The organism is Ensifer adhaerens (assembly GCF_028993555.1).
Lineage (GTDB): Bacteria > Pseudomonadota > Alphaproteobacteria > Rhizobiales > Rhizobiaceae > Ensifer > Ensifer adhaerens_I.
This window is the reverse complement of sequence record NZ_CP118611.1, coordinates 1,324,849-1,342,935: the sequence shown is the minus strand read 5'-3', so window position 1 is coordinate 1,342,935 and position 18,087 is coordinate 1,324,849. Positions and strand designations below refer to the sequence as shown.

Here is an 18,087-nt window from a genome sequence, read left to right as displayed (position 1 = left end):
ATGGCTGCAACAGCGCTTTCCGTGAACAACATTCACAAGAGCTTCGGATCCGTCGAGGTGCTGAAAGGCGTCTCCTTCGAGGCGAAGTCCGGCGACGTCATCTCGCTGATCGGCAGCAGCGGCTCGGGCAAGAGCACGCTTCTGCGCTGCATCAACTATCTGGAGACGCCCGACCAGGGGGAGATCTCGGTCTCGGGCGAGGTCATTCGCACCGTCAAGGGCAAGGACGGCAAGCTCGTCGCCGCTGACAAGCGGCAGCTTGAACACATCCGCACCCGTCTCGGCATGGTGTTCCAGAGCTTCAATCTCTGGTCTCACAAGACCATCCTTGAAAACATCATCGAAGGGCCCATCCATGTGCTTGGCATGGCCCGCAAGGACGCGATCGGCGAGGCCGAACTGCTGATGGAAAAGGTCGGCATCACGCCAAAGCGCGACCACTATCCCAACCAACTCTCGGGCGGTCAGCAGCAGCGCGCAGCGATCGCCCGGGCGCTGGCGATGAAGCCGGAGGTCATGCTCTTCGATGAGCCGACCTCGGCACTCGACCCGGAACTGGTCAACGAGGTGCTGCTCGTCATCAAGAAGCTTGCTGAGGAAGGGCGCACCATGGTGATGGTCACCCACGAAATGTCGCTCGCCCGTGATATCTCCAGCGAAGTGATTTTCTTGCACAAAGGCCTTGTCGGAGAGCGCGGCGCGCCGTCGCAGATGATGCGCGACCCGCAATCGGCACGCCTGCGCCAGTTCCTGCAGATGGCTTGAGGAGGCCCCGATGCGCGACGCTAGTTTTTCTGAGTTCCTGCCCGAACTCGTCGAGATCCGTCACAAGCTGCACGAGATGCCTGAGATCGGCCTCTCCGAGGTGAAGACCTCCGAGTTTGTCGCCGGGTTGCTGCAGTCCTGGGGCTTCGAGGTCACCCGTGGCCTGGCAACGACCGGCATTGTTGCGACGCTGAAGCGCGGCAATAGCAATCGCGCCATCGGTTTCCGAGCCGACATGGACGCGCTGCCGATGCAGGAAGAAACCGGGCTTGCCTATCAGAGCAAGCATCCAGGCGCGATGCATGCCTGCGGCCACGATGGCCACACCAGCATGCTGCTCGGGGCTGCCTGGGCGCTGTCGAAGGACGAGAGCTTCAACGGCACGGTCCACCTGATCTTCCAGCCGGCCGAAGAGAATTTCGGCGGCGGCAAACTGATGATCGAAGATGGTCTGTTCGAGCGTTTCCCTTGCGAACGCGTCTATGCCCTGCACAACTGGCCAGGTCTGCCGGTAGGCCAGTTTTCCAGCCGCGCCGGCGCGATGGCTGCGTCGATCGATGTGCTGACCTTGACGATCAAGGGCAAGGGCGGGCACGGCGCCCAGCCGGAACTGACGGTTGATCCCGTCGTCGTCGGCTCCAGCGTGGTGATGGCGCTGCAGACACTGGTGTCGCGCAATGTGTCGCCACACCAGCCCTCGGTGCTGACGGTCGGTTCGTTCCAGGCAGGCTCCGCGTCGAACATCATCCCGGATACGGCGGTGCTGGAGATCAGCATGCGCGCGATGGATCCGACTGTCCGCAAGCAATTGCAGGAGCGTGTCGAACAGATCGCCCGCCTGCAGGCCGAAAGCTACAACGCCGAAGCCTCCTTCGACTGGCAGGTCGGTTATCCCGCAACGATCAACGATGCCGAGGCGGTCGAAGACGCCCGCGCGGTGATTGCCGAGACCTTCGGCGCAGACGCCTATCTGGAATTGCCGGAGCCGCTGATGGGCAGCGAGGACTTTTCCTTCCTGCTCGAAAAAGTGCCGGGCGCCTATGTGCTGATTGGCAATGGAGACAGCAGCGGGCTGCATACCACCCGTTACGACTTCAACGACAATATCCTCGAGCGCGGCGCAACGTACTTCTACCACCTCGCGCGTGCTGCGCTGGTCTGAACGAAGCCGAACAACCCGGCTGCTCAGGTGGCCGGATGCAGATCGCCGAAGACGGTCGGTATCAGCTCCGACACCGTCGGATGGATGTGCACCGCGTGGGTGATCGTCGTGTAGGGCTTGCCTGCATACATCACGTCGAGGATGCCCTGCACCGCCTCGTCGCCGCCGGTTCCGAGGATCGAGGCGCCGAGAATTTCCTTGCTGTCGGCGTCGACGATCACCTTCATGAAACCTTCGGTCTCGCCCTTTTCGACGGCGCGGCCGACGCGGGTCATTGGCCTTGTGCCAATCAGCAGCTTGCGCCCTGACTTGCGTGCTTCGGTTTCGGTCATGCCGGCGCGGCCGAGCGGTGGGTCGATGAAGAGACCGTAAGTCGAAATACGATCGCTCACCTTTCTGTTTTCACCGTCGAGCAGGTTCGCCGCGATGATCTCGAAGTCATTATAGGCGGTATGGGTGAAGGCGCCGCGGCCGTTACAATCGCCCATGGCGAAGATGTGCGGCACGTTGGTCCTGAGTGTCTCGTCGACCTCGACATAGCCGCGGGTGTCGGTCTTCACGCCGGCACGCTCGATATCGAGGTCATCGGTGTTCGGCCGGCGGCCGGTCGCAAGCAACAGGTGGGAGCCGTTGATCTCGGGTGCGCCTGCGGTGCAGTCGACGCCGGCGACGACATCGTCGCCACGCTTGGCGAAGCGGATGCACTCGGCATTGAGCCGGAACTTAATGCCTTCCTTTTCCAGAATCGCGAGGATGGCGTCGGAAACGTCGGCGTCCTCGCGGCCGATGATGCGAGGGCCTTTTTCGATCACCGTCACCTCGGAGCCGAAGCGGCGGAACATCTGCGCGAATTCGAGGCCGATATAGCTGCCCCCGACCACGACCAGGTGCCGGGGTAGGGTATCGAGATCCATGATCGAGACATTGGTGAGATAGGGCACGTCTTCGACCCCGGGGAAGTCTGGTGTCGCCGCACGCCCGCCGACATTCAGGAAGATCTGGTCGGCCGAAAGCAGTTCGTCGCCGACGCGGATCGCGTGCGGGCCCTCGAAGCGCGCATGGCCGTCGAAGACCACGGTGTTTTCCATGCCCCTCAGCCAGCTCTCGACGTTTTTGCGGGAGGTGTATCGAACCGTATCCTTGCGTGCCATTACGCGAGCGAAATCGATGGAAATGGGTCCGGTCGTCACCCCAAAGTCAGCGCCACGCCGCGCCAGATGTGCGGCGTAGGCGCTTGCGACCATCGCCTTCGTCGGCATGCAGCCGGTGTTGACGCAGGTGCCGCCGAAGTGCTTGCGCTCGACAAATGCGACAGTCTTTCCTGCAGCCGTCAGGCGGCCGGCGAGCGATGGGCCGGCCTGGCCGGCTCCGATGATGATTGCGTCGAAATGTTTTGTCATGACACCGAGGACACCACCCAGAGTGCGAGGAGAACGGCGACAACGTCCTCAAGAAGGGCGATCGGCAGATCCTTGCCGCCGATGGTCGCAACGAGGCGCTTGCGAGCTTCATAGCCGCCGAGCGTTCCGATGACTGCACCGATGACGCCGGCGGCCAATCCGCCCAACATAGCACCTCCAACGGTCCCGAGCACAGCACCGCAGAAGGCGCCGCTGACGATGCGGGCCCCGAACTGCTGCGGGACCTTGCGACTTGGCGTGCTCGGCAATTGATCGCCCACAAACTCCACCAGCGCCAGCAGACCGACGATGTAGGGTGTGAACCGGAAGCCCATGAAGGCTGCCCAGGTGCCGCTGAGCGGTAGCCAACCGGCCGCGGCGCCAATGCTGACGGCTGCAGGTGCGGTCATCGTCCGCAGGCCGGCAACCACGCCGATAAGCAAGGCGAGAAGATAGATCGACATGAATTCCCCGAACTTTCGCCGGGCGAGCCGCCACCAGCCCCCAAGTGGTCGGGTCGAGCGGCATCGCAACCAAGAATGAACGCGGATGTTCTGGCGGGCCTTGTTCAAGGTGGCTGACAATGCCGCCGATTGCAATCTTCAATCGCACACAGCCGGATGCAGTAGTCTAGTCTTTCGATCGTGTTAGTCGCTGACGAAATTTTTCGTCCGCTACAGTCTCTGCGTGCAACCCTATTTTTTGCCGGGGGCTGACATATATGGAATGGCTTGCCCCGACGCGGCGGACATTCCGTGATCAAACTTGCGGATCGAAATTCGAGGGAGAAACCCATGCGCCTGACCAGACTGCTTATCGGAACCGCCTTTGCCTTCACCTTGACCGCTGCCACGGCGAGCGCCGATGTGGTCGTTTCCTCGAAGATCGACACGGAAGGCGGCGTGCTCGGCAACATCATCCTTGCCGTGCTCAATGCCAACAACATCAAGACGGTAGACCGCGTCCAACTCGGTGCGACGCCGGTCGTGCGCAAGGCGATCACCGCCGGCGAGATCGACATCTATCCGGAATACACCGGCAACGCCGCCTTCTTCTTCGAAAAGGCGGACGATCCGGTCTGGAAGGACGCGGCCAAGGGTTACGAGACCGCCAAGAAGCTCGATTACGATGCCAACAAGATCGTCTGGCTGACGCCGTCGCCGGCCAATAACACCTGGGCAATCGGCTTGCGCAAGGAAGTGGCGGACGAGAACAAGCTGAAGACGCTCAGCGACTTCGGCAAATATGTTTCCGACGGCGGTAAGGTGGTACTGGCGGCATCGTCCGAGTTCGTGAATTCGGCCGCCGCTCTTCCGGCCTTCCAGACGACCTACGGTTTCACGCTCAAGCAAGACCAACTGATTACGCTTTCCGGTGGTGATACCGCAGCAACGATTGCCGCGGCGGCCAACCAGACGAATGGCGCCAATGCAGCGATGGTCTATGGAACCGATGGGGGCATTGCGCCTTCCGGTCTCGTCGTTCTCGAAGACGACAAGTCGGTGCAGCCGGTCTACCAGCCGGCTCCGATCATCCGCGAGGCGGTGCTCAAGGAAAACCCGCAGATCGAGGAACTGCTGAAGCCGGTGTTCGAGAAGCTCGATCTGGTAACGCTCCAGGATCTGAACGGACGTGTGCAGGTCGGAGGGGAGCCGGCAAAGGCAGTTGCCGAAGACTTCCTGAAGAAGAACGGCTTTCTGAAATAGGTTGACCGATGACCGGGACGCTGGTCCGATGGCCGGCGTTCCGGGGTGTGCCTGCAGGTGCCGAAGTTGCGCCGGCACAGGCGGGGAGGGAATGTGGTTTGAGTGAACTCCGCTTTGACAAGCTCGGAGCGATCATCGCGGCATTGGCGCTTGGCGGTGCCTTCATCGGGCCTTTTGCAACGTTTCGTGCCAATCGCATCGTCGCCGGCGAGGTGAAGACGATCATCGAGTCCCTGCCGCAGCCCTGGAGCGTGGCGGTGCTGGTGGTGATCCTGGCAGGCGTGGTCGTGGCGGCCATCCGCACCCCAGCCATGCTGCGCCTCGTTGCCGCCTTCGCGGCGCTGGCCGTATTGGCGCTCGGGATCGGAGTCGCTGCCAGCTACCTGACCCCCGAAGCCAACACCTACGCCCGTGTTTCTCCGGCCTCCGGCTTCTGGATCATGCTTTTTGCCTTCGGGTTGCTTGCCGCCGATGCACTGACACGACTGCGTCCGACGCCCTTCGTGCGCATCGTGGTGCTTGTCGCCGTACTCGCCTTTATCGGGATCCTTTTGCTTTCCGGCAGCTGGGATGGTCTCTCCATCCTTAAGGAATATGCGAGCCGGGTGGATACGTTCTGGGCGGAAGCGCGCAAGCATGTGACCTTGGCGCTGGGCTCGCTTGTGGCCGCAACCATTGTCGGTATTCCACTCGGTATCCTCTGCCACCGCGTCACGCGGTTGCGTGACGGCTTGCTGGGTGTCCTGAACGCAATCCAGACGATCCCGTCGATCGCGCTCTTTGGCATTCTCATCGCGCCGCTCGGTTGGATCGCAGCCAACGTGCCGGGCGCCGCCACGATCGGAATTCGCGGCATCGGCGTGGCGCCGGCTTTCGTCGCCCTGTTTCTCTATTCGCTCTTGCCGGTTGTCGCCAATACCGTCGTCGGTCTGGCCGGTGTTCCGAGAGATGCGAATGACGCAGCCCGCGGCATCGGCATGACCGATTGGCAGCGGCTGGTCGGCATCGAATTTCCACTGGCCTTTCCGGTGATCCTCACCGGGATCCGCATCGTGCTCGTCCAAAACATCGGCCTTGCGACCATCGCTGCCCTTATCGGTGGCGGCGGCTTCGGTGTCTTCGTTTTTCAGGGCGTCGGCCAGACCGCGATGGATCTGGTGCTGCTCGGTGCCGTCCCGACCGTGGTGCTCGCCTTTGCGGCAGCGATCGTGCTCGATGCGGTGATCGAGATGGCCACACCCAACACCAGGCAGGCAGAGGCCGCATGATCGAGATCGAAAACATCACCAAGCGCTATGGCGAGACCGCCGTCGTCGACGACGTCAGCTTTACGATCGCACCACGCACCGTCACCGTCGTCGTCGGCACCTCCGGATCCGGCAAGACGACGCTTCTGCGCATGATCAACCGGCTGGTGGAGCCGACATCCGGCGCGATCCGTCTCGATGGCGAGGACAACCGCTCGCTGCCAGGCTACGAACTGCGGCGGCGCATCGGTTACGCGATCCAAGGGCACGGCCTGTTTCCGCATCGCACCGTCGCGCAGAACATCGCCACCGTGCCGACGCTGCTCGGCTGGGAACGCTCGCGCATCGACGCCAAGGTGAACGAGCTTCTCCAATTGTTCCAGCTAGATCCGGCTGCCTTCGGACCGCGTTTTCCGCACGAGCTTTCCGGTGGCCAGCAACAACGTGTCGGCGTCGCGCGGGCCTTGGCCGCCGAACCGAAAGTCCTGCTGATGGACGAACCCTTTGGCGCGCTGGATCCAATCATCCGCGCCAAGGCGCAGGCCGATCTTCTCGCCATCCAGAAGCATTTCGAGACGACGGTCATTCTCGTTACCCATGACATGGAGGAAGCTTTCCAACTCGCGGATCGCATTGCCGTCATGGACAAGGGCAAGGTGGTGCAATATGCGACGCCTGCCGAAATGCTGCTAAAGCCCGCGACGCCTTTCGTCGAAAGCCTGATCGGGCTCAGCGAGCGGCCTTATCGGCTACTCGCGATCGAGCCGGTGTTGAGCGCCGTCGAGCCGGGGGCGGCGGACGGCACGGCCATATCGAGCACGCTCAGCCAACGAGAAGCGCTTGCCGAACTCCTCTGGTCCGGACGGAGCGCGCTGCCGGTGGCTGATCCCGCCGGGGCGATCATCGGCAAGGTCAGCCTCCAGGGGCTGGCAAAGCGGGCGGCCGGGCCAGTCTGATGCCGAAACTATCGACGCTTTTTCGTTTGGGCGTGTTCCTGGTCTTGGTCGCCTTCCTGCTGCAGCCGCAATGGTTCGAGCCATTGCTGCGGCCGCTGGTCCAAGCGAACGCGCCGGTGATCTACAATCAGGGCAGCCTGTTGCAATTGACGCTACTGCATCTGCGCACCGTCGCCATCGCAGTGGCTGCTGCGGCATTGGTTGCGCTTGCCTTGGCGATACTGGTGACGCGCGAATCCGGTGCGGAGTTCCTGCCGCTGTCGCGCAGCCTGGTCAATATCGGCCAAACCTTTCCGCCGGTGGCCGTTCTGGCGCTCGCCGTTCCCATCTTCGGTTTCGGGGAAAAGCCGACGCTGATCGCGCTTTTTCTCTATGGTCTGCTGCCGATTTTCGAGAATGCGCTGACGGGACTGACGACATTGCCGCCATCGGTCATGGAGGCAGCCCGCGGTGCCGGCATGACAAGCAGCCAGCGGCTGCTTAAGGTGGAATTGCCGCTGGCGATGCCGGTCATCCTTGCGGGCATCCGACTTTCTGTGGTCATCAGCCTGGCGACGGCCACGATCGGATCGACGGTCGCGGCGAAAACCCTCGGTGAAGTGATCATTGCCGGCCTGCAATCGAACAATCTGGCTTTTGTCGTTCAGGGTGGACTGATCGTCGCGACACTTGCGGTGCTGCTGCACGACGGGCTGCAGGCGGCCGAAAGAAAACTCGCCGTGCGGATGGGCCGCTAGCGCTCGAGCGTATGCGGCAAATCCCCGGCGAGGTGCGGACGTCCTCGACATCGGGGGCGCCACCGACCGGTATCACGTGCTAGAATGGCGCATGCTGTACCGAGGCGCCAAGAGTCCTGTCGTCAGGGATATGGGCGGGTTCAAGGCCAGGCTCAACATGCCCGGATGGCTACTTCCCAGACCCCGTGATCATGGCTACGGCCCCCTGGCGATGATTGTTGAGTCGATCCTCGAGCCGGGCAGGCTTATCGCCATGCATGAGCATCGGAACGATGAGATCCTCTCATGGGTGCCTGAGGGCGTCATGCGTCACGATGACCGCGCGACCGGGAGGCTGATTACGGACAGCGGGCATCTTATGGTCATGAATGCGGGAAAGAGCTTCTGGCATTCGGAAGAGACCCTGCCGAGTGATCCACCGTTGCGGATGCTCCAGATCCTCGTGCGCCCTCACGGCCTCGATCTCCAGCCAACCATCCAGCATGGCCCCGTTGCAGTGGTGCCTGTCAACCAATGGAGGCATCTGGTCGGGCCGGAAGGTGGCACGGCACCGTTTTTCGTGCGCAACAGCGTCGATTTTTTCGATCTTCGGCTTGCGGCTAAGACGAAGGTTACGTTTCCTCGGGCGGAGGGGCGACACCTCTACTTCTATCTGTTTTCGGGTTCGGTAAGCGTCGGAGATATCGCCTTTGGCGAGGGCGATCAGGGGTTATACCTGTCGGATGACGCCCTGGAGATCTTCGCCACGCGCAGCTTGCTGATCGTTGCATTCCTGATCGAGCCGAGCGCGCGCGCCGCACGGCAGGGGACGGTTGGTGACCACCCCAAGATACCGCGACCTTATCTGGCGCGACCTTTACTTTGGCTGCTGCACTGGCGAAACCGCCTGGTCGGAATGGGCTGAACTGATCAGAAGCCAATCACGCAACGTGCAGTGGTCTGGACCGCTTTCCTCCTGCCGTAGAGTTGCGAATTGCTCACCCTCTTTAGTTGTCCGTGAAATGCCTGCTTTCTCGGCATTTGCCTGTGGTATGAAAATGAATTTCACAATTTTACAAAATATGCGGATTTGAGTTGACGGCCTGAAAAAACTGTCCCAGTCTGCGAAAATAAATTACGCCAAACGGCAGGGGAACAGGACGAGCATGAAAGTCGGCATCATCGGACTCGGATTCCGTTTGGGTTATCTGGGTTATGTCTTCAAGGCCATGGACGAGAACTTCGAGATCGCCGGCTACGTCGATCCGAACCCGGCCGGTCTTGCCACCCTGACGGACAAAGGCATCTCGGCCGGCAAGGCGTATGCGACACCCGAAGAACTGATCGCCAACGAGAAGCTCGATCTCCTGATGATCGGCTCGCCAAACCACATGCATCTCGATCACATCCGGATCGGTCTCGAGGCCGGTCTCAAGGTCTTCAGCGAGAAGCCGATCGTGACGACCGTTCAGGAGAGCCTGGAACTGGCTGCACTGATGGCGAAGTTCGGTCATGAGCGCCTGATGGTTGGTCTGGTGCTGCGCTACGCGCCGATGTATCGCGACCTGCGTGCGGCTCTTGCCGAAGGCAAGCTCGGCCAGGTGGTGTCAATCGAGGCGGCTGAGCACATCGAGCCCTATCACGGCGCCTTCTTCATGCGCGACTGGCGCCGCTACGAACGCTATTCCGGCAGTTTCATGCTGGAAAAATGCTGCCACGACCTCGACCTCTACAATGGCGTCGTCGGCGCTCGGCCGGAGCGCGTCGCAAGCTTCGGTGGACGCAAGAGCTTCATTCCTGCCAACGATCCGGCACGCGAGGGCATCAACGACCTCGAGCTCTTTCATCGCAAGCCGAGCGGCTGGATGGGCTCCGACAAGGTGTTCGACAGCGACGGCGACATCATCGACTACCAGGTCGCGATCGTCGAATATGCCAATGGTGTTGGCATGAATTTCCACACCAATCTCAATGTGCCGGACCAGTTCCGTCGCTTCTGTATCATGGGGTCGCGCGGCATGGCCGAGGGCGATTTTATTCGCGGCTATTTCGACGTGCACGAGATGCTGACCGGCAAGAAGGTCATCGAGAACAAGTACGCCGCCACGGAACTGTCGCAGCATTACGGTGCCGACGAGCAGATGGCGACCGATATCATCGGTCACGTGCGCGACCGCCGGCCCTTGCCGGTATCGACGCTCGATGCGCTGGAGGCCGGCATCCTGGCCCTTTCGATGGACGAGGCGCGACGCAAGAAGAGCGTCATAGATCTCCGACCCATCTGGGACCGTTTCGACGAAGCGCTGCATTCCCGCGCGGCGTAAGGGGAGGTGGGGATGAGTGTTCAACGCAGCACGGTCATCTTCGCCTGGATCCTGCTTCTTCCCGCTGTCCTTTACGTCACGGTGATTGTCGCCTATCCACTGGTCGATACCTTCATCCTGTCGTTCACGGATGCGTCGCTGAAGAAGACGACCAACTGGGTCGGCTGGGCGAACTACGACAAGATCTTCAACGAGACCTTCGCCGAGGTCATCTTCCGGACCTTCATCTGGACGTTCTTCTCGGTCTCGATCAAGATGATCATCGGCGTCTTCGGCGCGACGATGCTGAACGCCGCCGTGCCCGGCCGTGCGCTATTTCGCCTGCTCACCATGCCGCCATGGATCGTGCCGATGGCGATCGGCATCTTCATGTGGGGCTGGATGTACAATGGCCAGTTCGGCATGATCTCGGGCGTGCTACAGAACCTGGGTCTGTCCAACGGACCCATCGCCTTCCTCGCCCACGGTTCCACCGCCTTTTGGGCAACGATCATCACCGACGTTTGGATCGGCGTGCCGCTGGTGACGCTCTATATGCTGGCGGCCATGCAGGCGATCCCGCAGGATCTCTATGAAGCCGCCTGGACCGACGGAGCAGGGCGCCTCTATCGTTTTCGCCGCATCACCCTGCCGCTGCTGGTTCCGTCGCTGATCACCATGTCGATGCTGTCGCTGATTGCGACGTTCAACTCCTTCGACATCATCTGGATCCTCACCCAGGGCGGCCCCAACGGCGAGACGACGACGATGATCATCGATACGTACCGTACCGCGATCGGGTCGAAGAAATACGGTGAAGGTGCGGCGCGTGCGGTGCTGATCTGCATCTTCCTGTCGATCTTCTGCTTTGCCTATTTCCGGGTCACCAGCCGTCTTGCTGCGGGGGAACAGAAATGAGCCAGCCTGCCATGATCAACCGCTATCGCTGGTACGAGCTCCTTGGCATCTACGCCGGTATCTTCGTCTTCCTGTGCTTCATTCTGGCTCCCTTCGTCGAAGGGTTCCTGGTGTCGTTGAAGCCACTCGGACTATTGTTCTCGTCGCCCTATCGCTTCTGGCCGCAGAACGGATCGTTCGCCGCCTACTCGACAATGTGGGACAGCGTGCCGGGTTTTGCCCGCTACATCTTCAACTCCTTCTTCATCTCCACCATCGTCACGGCCATCGTGCTGTTGCTGGTCATTCCGGCTGCCTATGCCTTTGCGCGCTTCAATTTTCGCGGCGCCGGCCTGCTGCTTGGTGCCTTCCTGGCCGTCAACATGTTCTCGGGCGCAGTGCTGCTTATCCCGCTGTTTCGTCTGATGCGCACATTGGGCGTGCTCAACACCTACCTGGCAATGATCGTGCCGGGCGTTGCCTTCCTGATCCCCTCGGCGATCTGGCTCTTGCGCACCTACATGATGCGCATCCCACGCGAACTCGACGAGGCTGCCTTCGTCGATGGCGCCAGCCATTTCTATACGCTGCGTCGGGTGATCCTGCCGATCGCCATGCCCGGTATCACGGTGGTGGCGATCACCACCTTCATCGGTGCCTACGCCCAGCAATTCATCTACGCGCTGACCTTCAATTCCAAGAGTGAATACATGCCATTGCCGGTCGGGCTCTTTGCCTATTTCGGCCGCCAGGAGGTGGTCTGGAATGAGCTGATGGCGGCAAGCTTCGTCGGCATCGCGCCTGCCGTCGTCGTGATCTTCCTCTTGCAACGCTATCTCGTCAGCGGGCTGACCGCAGGCGCGGTGAAACAATAAGACTTAAGTCAACCACCAGAGAACGGGAGCATAAATAGTGTCTATCCAATTCAAGACGGGGGTACTCGCCCTGGCCCTGCTCGGCTCGACCGCGCTCGGCGCCGTGACCGCCAAGGCGGCCGACCAGGAGATCAGCTGGATCTACTGCGGCGACACCATGGATCCGGTTCACGAGAAGTACATCAAGCAGTGGGAAGAGAAGAACCCGGGCTGGAAGGTTACGCCCGAGGTCGTCGGCTGGGCCCAGTGCCAGGACAAGGCGACGACGCTTGCAGCGGCCGGCACGCCGGTCGCCATGGCCTATGTCGGTTCGCGCACGCTGAAGGAGTTCGCCCAGAACGAGCTCATCGTTCCTGTGCCGATGACGGAAGATGAGAAGAAGACCTACTACCCCAACATCGTCGACACCGTCACCTTCGACGACAACCAGTGGGGCGTTCCGATCGCGTTCTCGACCAAGGCGCTCTACTGGAACAAGGACCTGTTCAAGCAGGCTGGCCTTGATCCCGAGAAGCCGCCGAAGACCTGGGCTGAAGAAATCGAATACGCCAAGGCAATCAAGGAAAAGACGGGCATTGCCGGCTACGGCCTCCCGGCCAAGACCTTCGACAACACCATGCACCAGTTCATGCACTGGGTGTACACCAACAACGGCAAGGTGATCGACGGCGACAAGGTCGTCATCGACAGCCCGCAGGTGCTGGCGGCGCTCCAGGCCTACAAGGACATCACGCCGTTCTCGGTCGAAGGTGCAACCGCGTACGAGCAGAACGAAATCCGCGCCATCTTCCTCGATGGCAAGGTCGGTATGATCCAGGCAGGTTCGGGCGCTGCCACGCGCCTGAAGGAAACGAAGGTCAACTGGGGCGTCGCGCCGCTGCCGCTCGGTCCTGAAGCCAAGGGCGAGGGCACGCTGCTCATCACCGACAGCCTCGCGATCTTCAAGGGTTCTGGCGTCGAGGAAAAGGCGATCGAATTTGCCAAGTTCATCACCTCGCCCGGTCCGCAGGGCGAGTATGAACTGCAGGGCGGCGCCGGTCTGACGCCGCTTCGCCCGTCGCCGATGGTCGACGAGTTCGTCAAGAAGGACCCCTATTGGAAGCCGTTCATCGACGGCATCACCTATGGTGGTCCGGAACCGCTCTTTACCGACTACAAGGGTTTCCAGAACGTCATCATCGAGATGGTCCAGTCGGTCGTGACCGGCAAGGCCGAACCGGCCGACGCCTTGAAGAAGGCGGCCGGCGATCTCGAAGAGTACAAGTAAGGCCATCGGGGCCGCGTATCCTGAGGGTTCGCGGCCCTTGCTTCGTTCTGCTATAAGTGAGCCGCTTCTCGCCGGTGGCCGGAGACAATTTCTTGGGACAGCTCAATCTCAATCGGATTCAGAAATTCTACGGGACTTTCGAGGTGCTGAAAGGCATCGATCTCGAAGTCAAGAACGGTGAGTTCGTCGTTTTCGTCGGACCCTCCGGTTGCGGCAAGTCGACCTTGCTCAGGATGATAGCCGGTCTCGATGAGGCCAGCTCGGGGGACATCCTGATCGAGGGCAAGCGCGTCAACGACCTGCCGCCGGTCAAGCGCGGGATCGCCATGGTCTTCCAGTCCTACGCGCTCTATCCGCACATGACCGTCTTCGAGAACATCGCCTTTCCGCTTCGCGTGGAAAAGATGGCCGAGGAGAAGCTGAAGGCGAAGGTGGAGCATGCCGCGCGCATCCTGCACCTTGACCAGCGCCTGCAGCAGAAGCCCGGGATGCTTTCCGGAGGCCAGCGCCAGCGTGTTGCGATCGGGCGAGCGATCGTGCGTGAGCCGAAGATCTTCCTCTTCGATGAGCCGCTTTCGAACCTTGATGCAGCACTTCGGGCGGACATGCGCATCGAACTGGCGAAACTGCACCGGCAATTGCAGGCAACGATGATCTACGTCACGCACGACCAGGTCGAGGCGATGACGATGGCGGACCGGATCGTCGTCCTCAATGCCGGGCAGATCGCCCAGACGGGCGCCCCGCTCGAGCTCTATCACAAGCCTGCCAATACCTTCGTTGCCGGCTTCATCGGCAATCCGAAGATGAACTTCCTGCCGGTCACCTGCAAAGGTGTCAGCGACGTCGGCGTCGAGGTCGACTACAAGGGGCAGATGATGGTCATTCCCGTCAACCCGCAGAGCGGCCTTGCCGGGCGAACACTGACGCTCGGTGTTCGGCCGGAGCATATCACCCTCGGAACCGGAGACCTGACCCTCAAGGTGACGCCAACGGTCATTGAACGCCTCGGCGCCCATACGGTCGCCTATGCGGCGATCGGCGGCGAAGGCGAAAACTTCTGCGCCATGTTGCCGGGAACGGCGGCAATCCGACCGGAGGAGACGATCCAGACCGGTATCAAGGTTGCGGATTGCCACCTGTTCGACGAGGCGGGCCTCGCGCTCGAACGCCGCGTCGAACTGACCGACATCGACATGGGCGTGCTCGATCCGGCGGCTGCCTGATCGTTCAAGACCAAGAAAAAGACCGCTGTCTTGCGAAAGACAGCGGTCTTTTTTGTCCGTGTACTAAGTCCGTCTTACCGGGGTCGGCGAGACGCGCTAGCCTTACACTAGGCGCAGTTCAGGCCGCACCCTTCTCTGCTGCGTGCGGATTCGCGACCTTCGGCCAGATGTGCTTCGGTGCCCGCTTGTAGTCGGTCTTCGCCGGGTTGTTCGGATAGGGCGTGCCGGCCGAGCAATAGAGGATCTCGGAGGCGATCTTCGAGAACGACGCGTAGAAGTGGTTGGTCGACTTGATGACCAGGATCTTCTTCTTGGTCGGATCGATGCCCATCACCGAAAACAGGCTCGGATCGAAGCTCTGCGCGCGCGTCGAATTGAGGATGATGTCGATACCGTTGAAGACGATATGGGCGGAATCGCCGAACGGGGCAAAACTCTCGCCGAACCGCATCTCAGCGTCGCGCAACAGCTTGACCACCCTGACGGTGCCGTCGACCGGATTGCCGGTCCCCGGTGCCGACTTGGCGCCGAAGCGCAGCGGAATCTCGGCACCTTCTCCGGCCGCCATGCAGATCTGAACTGCCATCGGGTCCCAGATCGTCCCGACCGCAACGTCGGTTGCGCTGCGTGCCAGCAGCTCTTCGAGCAGCACCGTCGCATCGCCGGCGGTGCCTCCGCCCGGGTTGTCCCAGACATCGGCGATGACGACAGGACCCTTCGATGCAGCGAGGGCCTCGGAAACGGCCTGCTTCTCGTCGATCTGCGGCATGATGAAGGTACCGCGGTGGGAGAAGAGTTCGAGACCCAGCTCCCGCGCGAGGTTCGCGCCCTTCTCCGGCTTGCCGTTGGTGACGGCAAGCAGCTTCGTCCCCATTTCCGGCACGTCGCCGGCCATGAAGCCGTGGATCACTGAGAGCGAGAGCACATCCGCATCTTCCTTCTCAATGCGCATGAGTTTGTCGACGAAGGAGCGCATCGGATCGCGCGAGGTCGGGTAAACGTCGATCATCCGACAGTCGAAGATCGACATCACAGGTTTTACCCGACCCTCGAGCGTATCGACGACAATCCGCCAGAGATCCTCGGCACGATCGACGAAGTCGGTGTGTGGAAACTCCTTGAAGTAGACGAAGAAGTTCGACGCTGCAGCGCGTTTGGCCGTCAGGTGGCTATGGGGGTCGAGCTCGGCGCAAACGAGGATGTCGGGGCCAACGATTTCGCGGACCCGCGTCAGCAGATCGCCCTCGGGGTCCTCGTAGCCGTCTGCGACCATGGCGCCGTGCAGGCCTAGCACCACCGCGTCGACGGGCATGGCAGCGCGAAGCTGGCTGAGGATCTCGTCGCGCAGGCTCTCATAGGTCTCTCGGTTGACGAGGCCGGCCGGGTCTGCCCAGGTCGCGGTGCCCTCGATCAGGTGCCAACCCTTCTCGGCGGCGATGCGGCGGCCGACGGTAATCGGCGCGGTGCAGAGCGTCGGAGTCTCCGGATGCTCTCCCGGCGGCGCGTAGAGCGACGCTTCGAAGGCCCGGCGGTCGATGCAGATCGGGGAGAAGGTGTTGGTTTCGGTCGCAAGCGCCGCTGTGAAGATCCGCAATGCCTTTGCCTTTTCTATCGCGTCTTTCAGGCCGGGCCCATCGGGTTCGGCAGGTAGCCGGTAAAGCCGGCAATCTTCCAGCGACCCTCGTGCAGGCGGCAGTAGTAGACGGTCTGCCATTTCAGGATGTCGACGCTGCCGTCCGACTTCTTGAGGCTGCCATCGAATTTCTTGCGCGCCAGCGCCTGATCGCCGTTGATCTCGATATCTTCGAGCGTCGTCGTCGTGAAGATCGCTGCGCGCGGGTCTTCAGCGAAGCTCTGGCCGGCGAAGTCCTCTGCCTGGCGCAGCCACTCGTCGCGATAGGCGGTAAGCGAAGGGAAGGTCAGCCGCCAATTGTCGGGATTGGTTTCCCGGCGGCCGTCGATGCCGATGAAGCTCTCTTCGACGAAATCATCGGCGACCATCGACCAGTCGGCGGCCAGAAAGGCGCTGATGTCGCGCGAGACGAGCATCTCCCAGATCGAGTGGCGTGCAGTGTCGGAGGAGGGGAATGGATTGAGGAAAGGATCCCGCATATTCGCGCCCTGGATTGAAATTCTTTTCATGAATGGTGTTTTTCGCTGGCCAAATTCAGCTTTCTATGGTCACTTGTCAACGATCAAAGAAAATAATTTGCAAGAAGGCTCATGATGACGATCAAGCGCTATGGTGCGGAGCAGGTCGGCGCTGGCGGCAAACCCTTGCCTTTCGCACGTGCGGTGGAAGCGGACGGTTGGCTTTATGTTTCCGGCCAGGTTGCCATGGAAAACGGCGAGATCATCGAGGGTGGGATTATCCCGCAAACCCACAAGACGATCGCCAACGTGCTGGCCATCCTGACGGAAGCCGGCTACGGTCCGGAACACGTGGTTCGTTGCGGTGTCTGGCTCGACGATCCCAGGGACTTCTGGACATTCAACAAGATCTACCAGGAGTATTTCGGTGCTCATCCGCCGGCGCGGGCCTGCGTCCAGTCGTCGATGATGGTCGATTGCAAGGTCGAGATCGACTGCGTCGCCTACAAGCCGAAGGAAGGCTGATCTTAGAGCGGGATGAGGAAAGGTGGATGCGGTTTTCCGCCCGCATCCTGATCCGAAGCAAGGCTTGAGCGGGCGATGGACATCTTCGCGACACTACAGGAAGAAAGAGGGCGGCTCTCCCAGTCGGAAAACCGCATTGCCGAAATTCTCCTGAACGATTTCGAATTCGCGGTGAACGCCTCCATCATCGAACTGGCGAGTAAGGCGGACGTGTCGCCGCCGACGGTCACCCGCTTCTGTCGGCGACTCGGCTGCGACAGCTTCTCCGATTTCAAGGTGCAACTCGCCCGCACTGCCTATATCGGCATGCGCTACCTGAAGCCGGAGCCGAAGAGCCGCGAGACCGGCGATGTCGCGCAGGACATCATCACCAAATCACAGAACGCGCTGTTCCTTCTCCATCGTTCGCTGGACCTTGCGGCGATCGAGCAGGCGGTCGAGCGCATCGCCGCGGCGGAAATGATCTACGCCTTCGGTTCCGGCGGCAATTCGTCGATGATCGCCGGCGAGTTGCAGAATCGGCTGTTCCGTTACGGGCTTCGCATTACCTCCAGTTCCGATCACAGCATGCAGCTGATGATGACGGCGGCAGCGCGGCCAACCGACGTGCTCATCGGCTCTTCCTTTTCCGGTCGCAACGCGGAACTCGTGCGTGCCTTCACGCTCGCCCGCGAACTGAAGGTTCCGACCATAGCGCTGACCCAGAGCGGCAGCCCCGTCGCCGCCGCCGCCAGCATCACCGTTCCGGTCGATCTGCCGGAGGGCAACAATATCTACCGTCCCACCTCCACCCGCATCGCCTATCTGGCGCTGCTCGATATCCTCTCCAGCCTCGTTGCCTACCGGGTGCAGCCGCAGGCGACCACCACACTTCGGCGCATCAAGCAGCAGCTGGTCACGCACCGCGACGGTGATGATCGCCAGCTTCTCGGAGACTGACGTGCCGCGAAA

At 61.3% G+C, this 18,087-nt stretch carries 18 protein-coding genes; 14 read left to right on the top strand and 4 right to left on the bottom strand.

What is annotated here, in order from left to right:
• Positions 1 to 765, top strand: a complete 765-nt coding sequence (locus tag PWG15_RS26295; RefSeq protein ID WP_275027081.1) for an ABC transporter ATP-binding protein — start codon at positions 1 to 3, stop codon at positions 763 to 765.
• A gap of 10 nt (positions 766 to 775) precedes the next feature.
• A complete protein-coding gene (locus tag PWG15_RS26290) occupies positions 776 to 1,927 on the top strand; it encodes a M20 aminoacylase family protein (protein ID WP_275027080.1) in 1,152 nt (383 codons plus the stop codon).
• A 23-nt stretch (positions 1,928 to 1,950) separates the two neighbouring features.
• Here PWG15_RS26290 and PWG15_RS26285 read toward each other — a convergent pair whose 3' ends face one another.
• Both PWG15_RS26285 and PWG15_RS26280 read right to left on the bottom strand, forming a co-directional pair.
• On the bottom strand, positions 1,951 to 3,327 hold the full coding sequence (locus tag PWG15_RS26285) for an FAD-containing oxidoreductase (protein WP_275027079.1): 1,377 nt from the start codon (positions 3,325 to 3,327) through the stop codon (positions 1,951 to 1,953).
• Positions 3,324 to 3,791: a DUF4126 domain-containing protein gene (locus tag PWG15_RS26280; RefSeq protein WP_275027078.1), complete on the bottom strand. Its 468-nt coding sequence runs from the start codon at positions 3,789 to 3,791 to the stop codon at positions 3,324 to 3,326. Before PWG15_RS26280 ends, PWG15_RS26285 begins: the two co-directional genes overlap by 4 nt.
• Positions 3,792 to 4,121: 330 nt before the next feature.
• Between PWG15_RS26280 and osmF the strand changes: the two genes are divergently transcribed.
• The 10 genes from osmF (at position 4,122) to PWG15_RS26230 (ending at position 14,520) form a co-directional block, all read left to right on the top strand.
• Positions 4,122 to 5,033: a glycine betaine ABC transporter substrate-binding protein OsmF gene (gene osmF, locus PWG15_RS26275; protein WP_275027077.1), complete on the top strand. Its 912-nt coding sequence runs from the start codon at positions 4,122 to 4,124 to the stop codon at positions 5,031 to 5,033.
• A gap of 98 nt (positions 5,034 to 5,131) precedes the next feature.
• Positions 5,132 to 6,301, top strand: coding sequence for an ABC transporter permease (locus tag PWG15_RS26270; protein ID WP_275027076.1), 1,170 nt, complete (start codon positions 5,132 to 5,134; stop codon positions 6,299 to 6,301).
• Positions 6,298 to 7,236 carry an ABC transporter ATP-binding protein gene (locus PWG15_RS26265; protein ID WP_275027075.1) on the top strand — a complete coding sequence of 313 codons (939 nt, stop codon included), beginning with the start codon at positions 6,298 to 6,300 and terminating at the stop codon, positions 7,234 to 7,236. The genes PWG15_RS26270 and PWG15_RS26265 overlap by 4 nt, the downstream gene beginning before the upstream one ends.
• Positions 7,236 to 7,973 carry an ABC transporter permease gene (locus PWG15_RS26260; RefSeq protein ID WP_275027074.1) on the top strand — a complete coding sequence of 246 codons (738 nt, stop codon included), beginning with the start codon at positions 7,236 to 7,238 and terminating at the stop codon, positions 7,971 to 7,973. Before PWG15_RS26265 ends, PWG15_RS26260 begins: the two co-directional genes overlap by 1 nt.
• A 91-nt stretch (positions 7,974 to 8,064) precedes the next feature.
• Positions 8,065 to 8,877, top strand: a complete 813-nt coding sequence (locus tag PWG15_RS26255; RefSeq protein ID WP_275027073.1) for a pirin family protein — start codon at positions 8,065 to 8,067, stop codon at positions 8,875 to 8,877.
• Positions 8,878 to 9,118: 241 nt separating this feature from the next.
• Positions 9,119 to 10,276 carry a Gfo/Idh/MocA family protein gene (locus PWG15_RS26250; RefSeq protein WP_275027072.1) on the top strand — a complete coding sequence of 386 codons (1,158 nt, stop codon included), beginning with the start codon at positions 9,119 to 9,121 and terminating at the stop codon, positions 10,274 to 10,276.
• Positions 10,277 to 10,288: 12 nt separating this feature from the next.
• Positions 10,289 to 11,173, top strand: coding sequence for a carbohydrate ABC transporter permease (locus PWG15_RS26245; RefSeq protein WP_058324994.1), 885 nt, complete (start codon positions 10,289 to 10,291; stop codon positions 11,171 to 11,173).
• Positions 11,170 to 12,027, top strand: coding sequence for a carbohydrate ABC transporter permease (locus tag PWG15_RS26240; RefSeq protein WP_275027070.1), 858 nt, complete (start codon positions 11,170 to 11,172; stop codon positions 12,025 to 12,027). Before PWG15_RS26245 ends, PWG15_RS26240 begins: the two co-directional genes overlap by 4 nt.
• A gap of 37 nt (positions 12,028 to 12,064) precedes the next feature.
• Positions 12,065 to 13,294, top strand: coding sequence for an ABC transporter substrate-binding protein (locus PWG15_RS26235; RefSeq protein ID WP_275027068.1), 1,230 nt, complete (start codon positions 12,065 to 12,067; stop codon positions 13,292 to 13,294).
• A 92-nt stretch (positions 13,295 to 13,386) separates the two neighbouring features.
• Positions 13,387 to 14,520, top strand: coding sequence for an ABC transporter ATP-binding protein (locus tag PWG15_RS26230; RefSeq protein WP_275027066.1), 1,134 nt, complete (start codon positions 13,387 to 13,389; stop codon positions 14,518 to 14,520).
• A gap of 118 nt (positions 14,521 to 14,638) precedes the next feature.
• Here PWG15_RS26230 and PWG15_RS26225 read toward each other — a convergent pair whose 3' ends face one another.
• Positions 14,639 to 16,114: a M81 family metallopeptidase gene (locus tag PWG15_RS26225; protein ID WP_275027065.1), complete on the bottom strand. Its 1,476-nt coding sequence runs from the start codon at positions 16,112 to 16,114 to the stop codon at positions 14,639 to 14,641.
• Between the two features lie 26 nt (positions 16,115 to 16,140).
• Positions 16,141 to 16,632: a hypothetical protein gene (locus tag PWG15_RS26220; RefSeq protein WP_275027219.1), complete on the bottom strand. Its 492-nt coding sequence runs from the start codon at positions 16,630 to 16,632 to the stop codon at positions 16,141 to 16,143.
• 114 nt (positions 16,633 to 16,746) lie between these two features.
• Between PWG15_RS26220 and PWG15_RS26215 the strand changes: the two genes are divergently transcribed.
• Positions 16,747 to 17,136, top strand: coding sequence for a RidA family protein (locus PWG15_RS26215; RefSeq protein ID WP_104665256.1), 390 nt, complete (start codon positions 16,747 to 16,749; stop codon positions 17,134 to 17,136).
• A gap of 75 nt (positions 17,137 to 17,211) precedes the next feature.
• A complete protein-coding gene (locus PWG15_RS26210; RefSeq protein WP_275027063.1) occupies positions 17,212 to 18,075 on the top strand; it encodes a MurR/RpiR family transcriptional regulator in 864 nt (287 codons plus the stop codon).
• Positions 18,076 to 18,087: the final 12 nt, after the last annotated feature.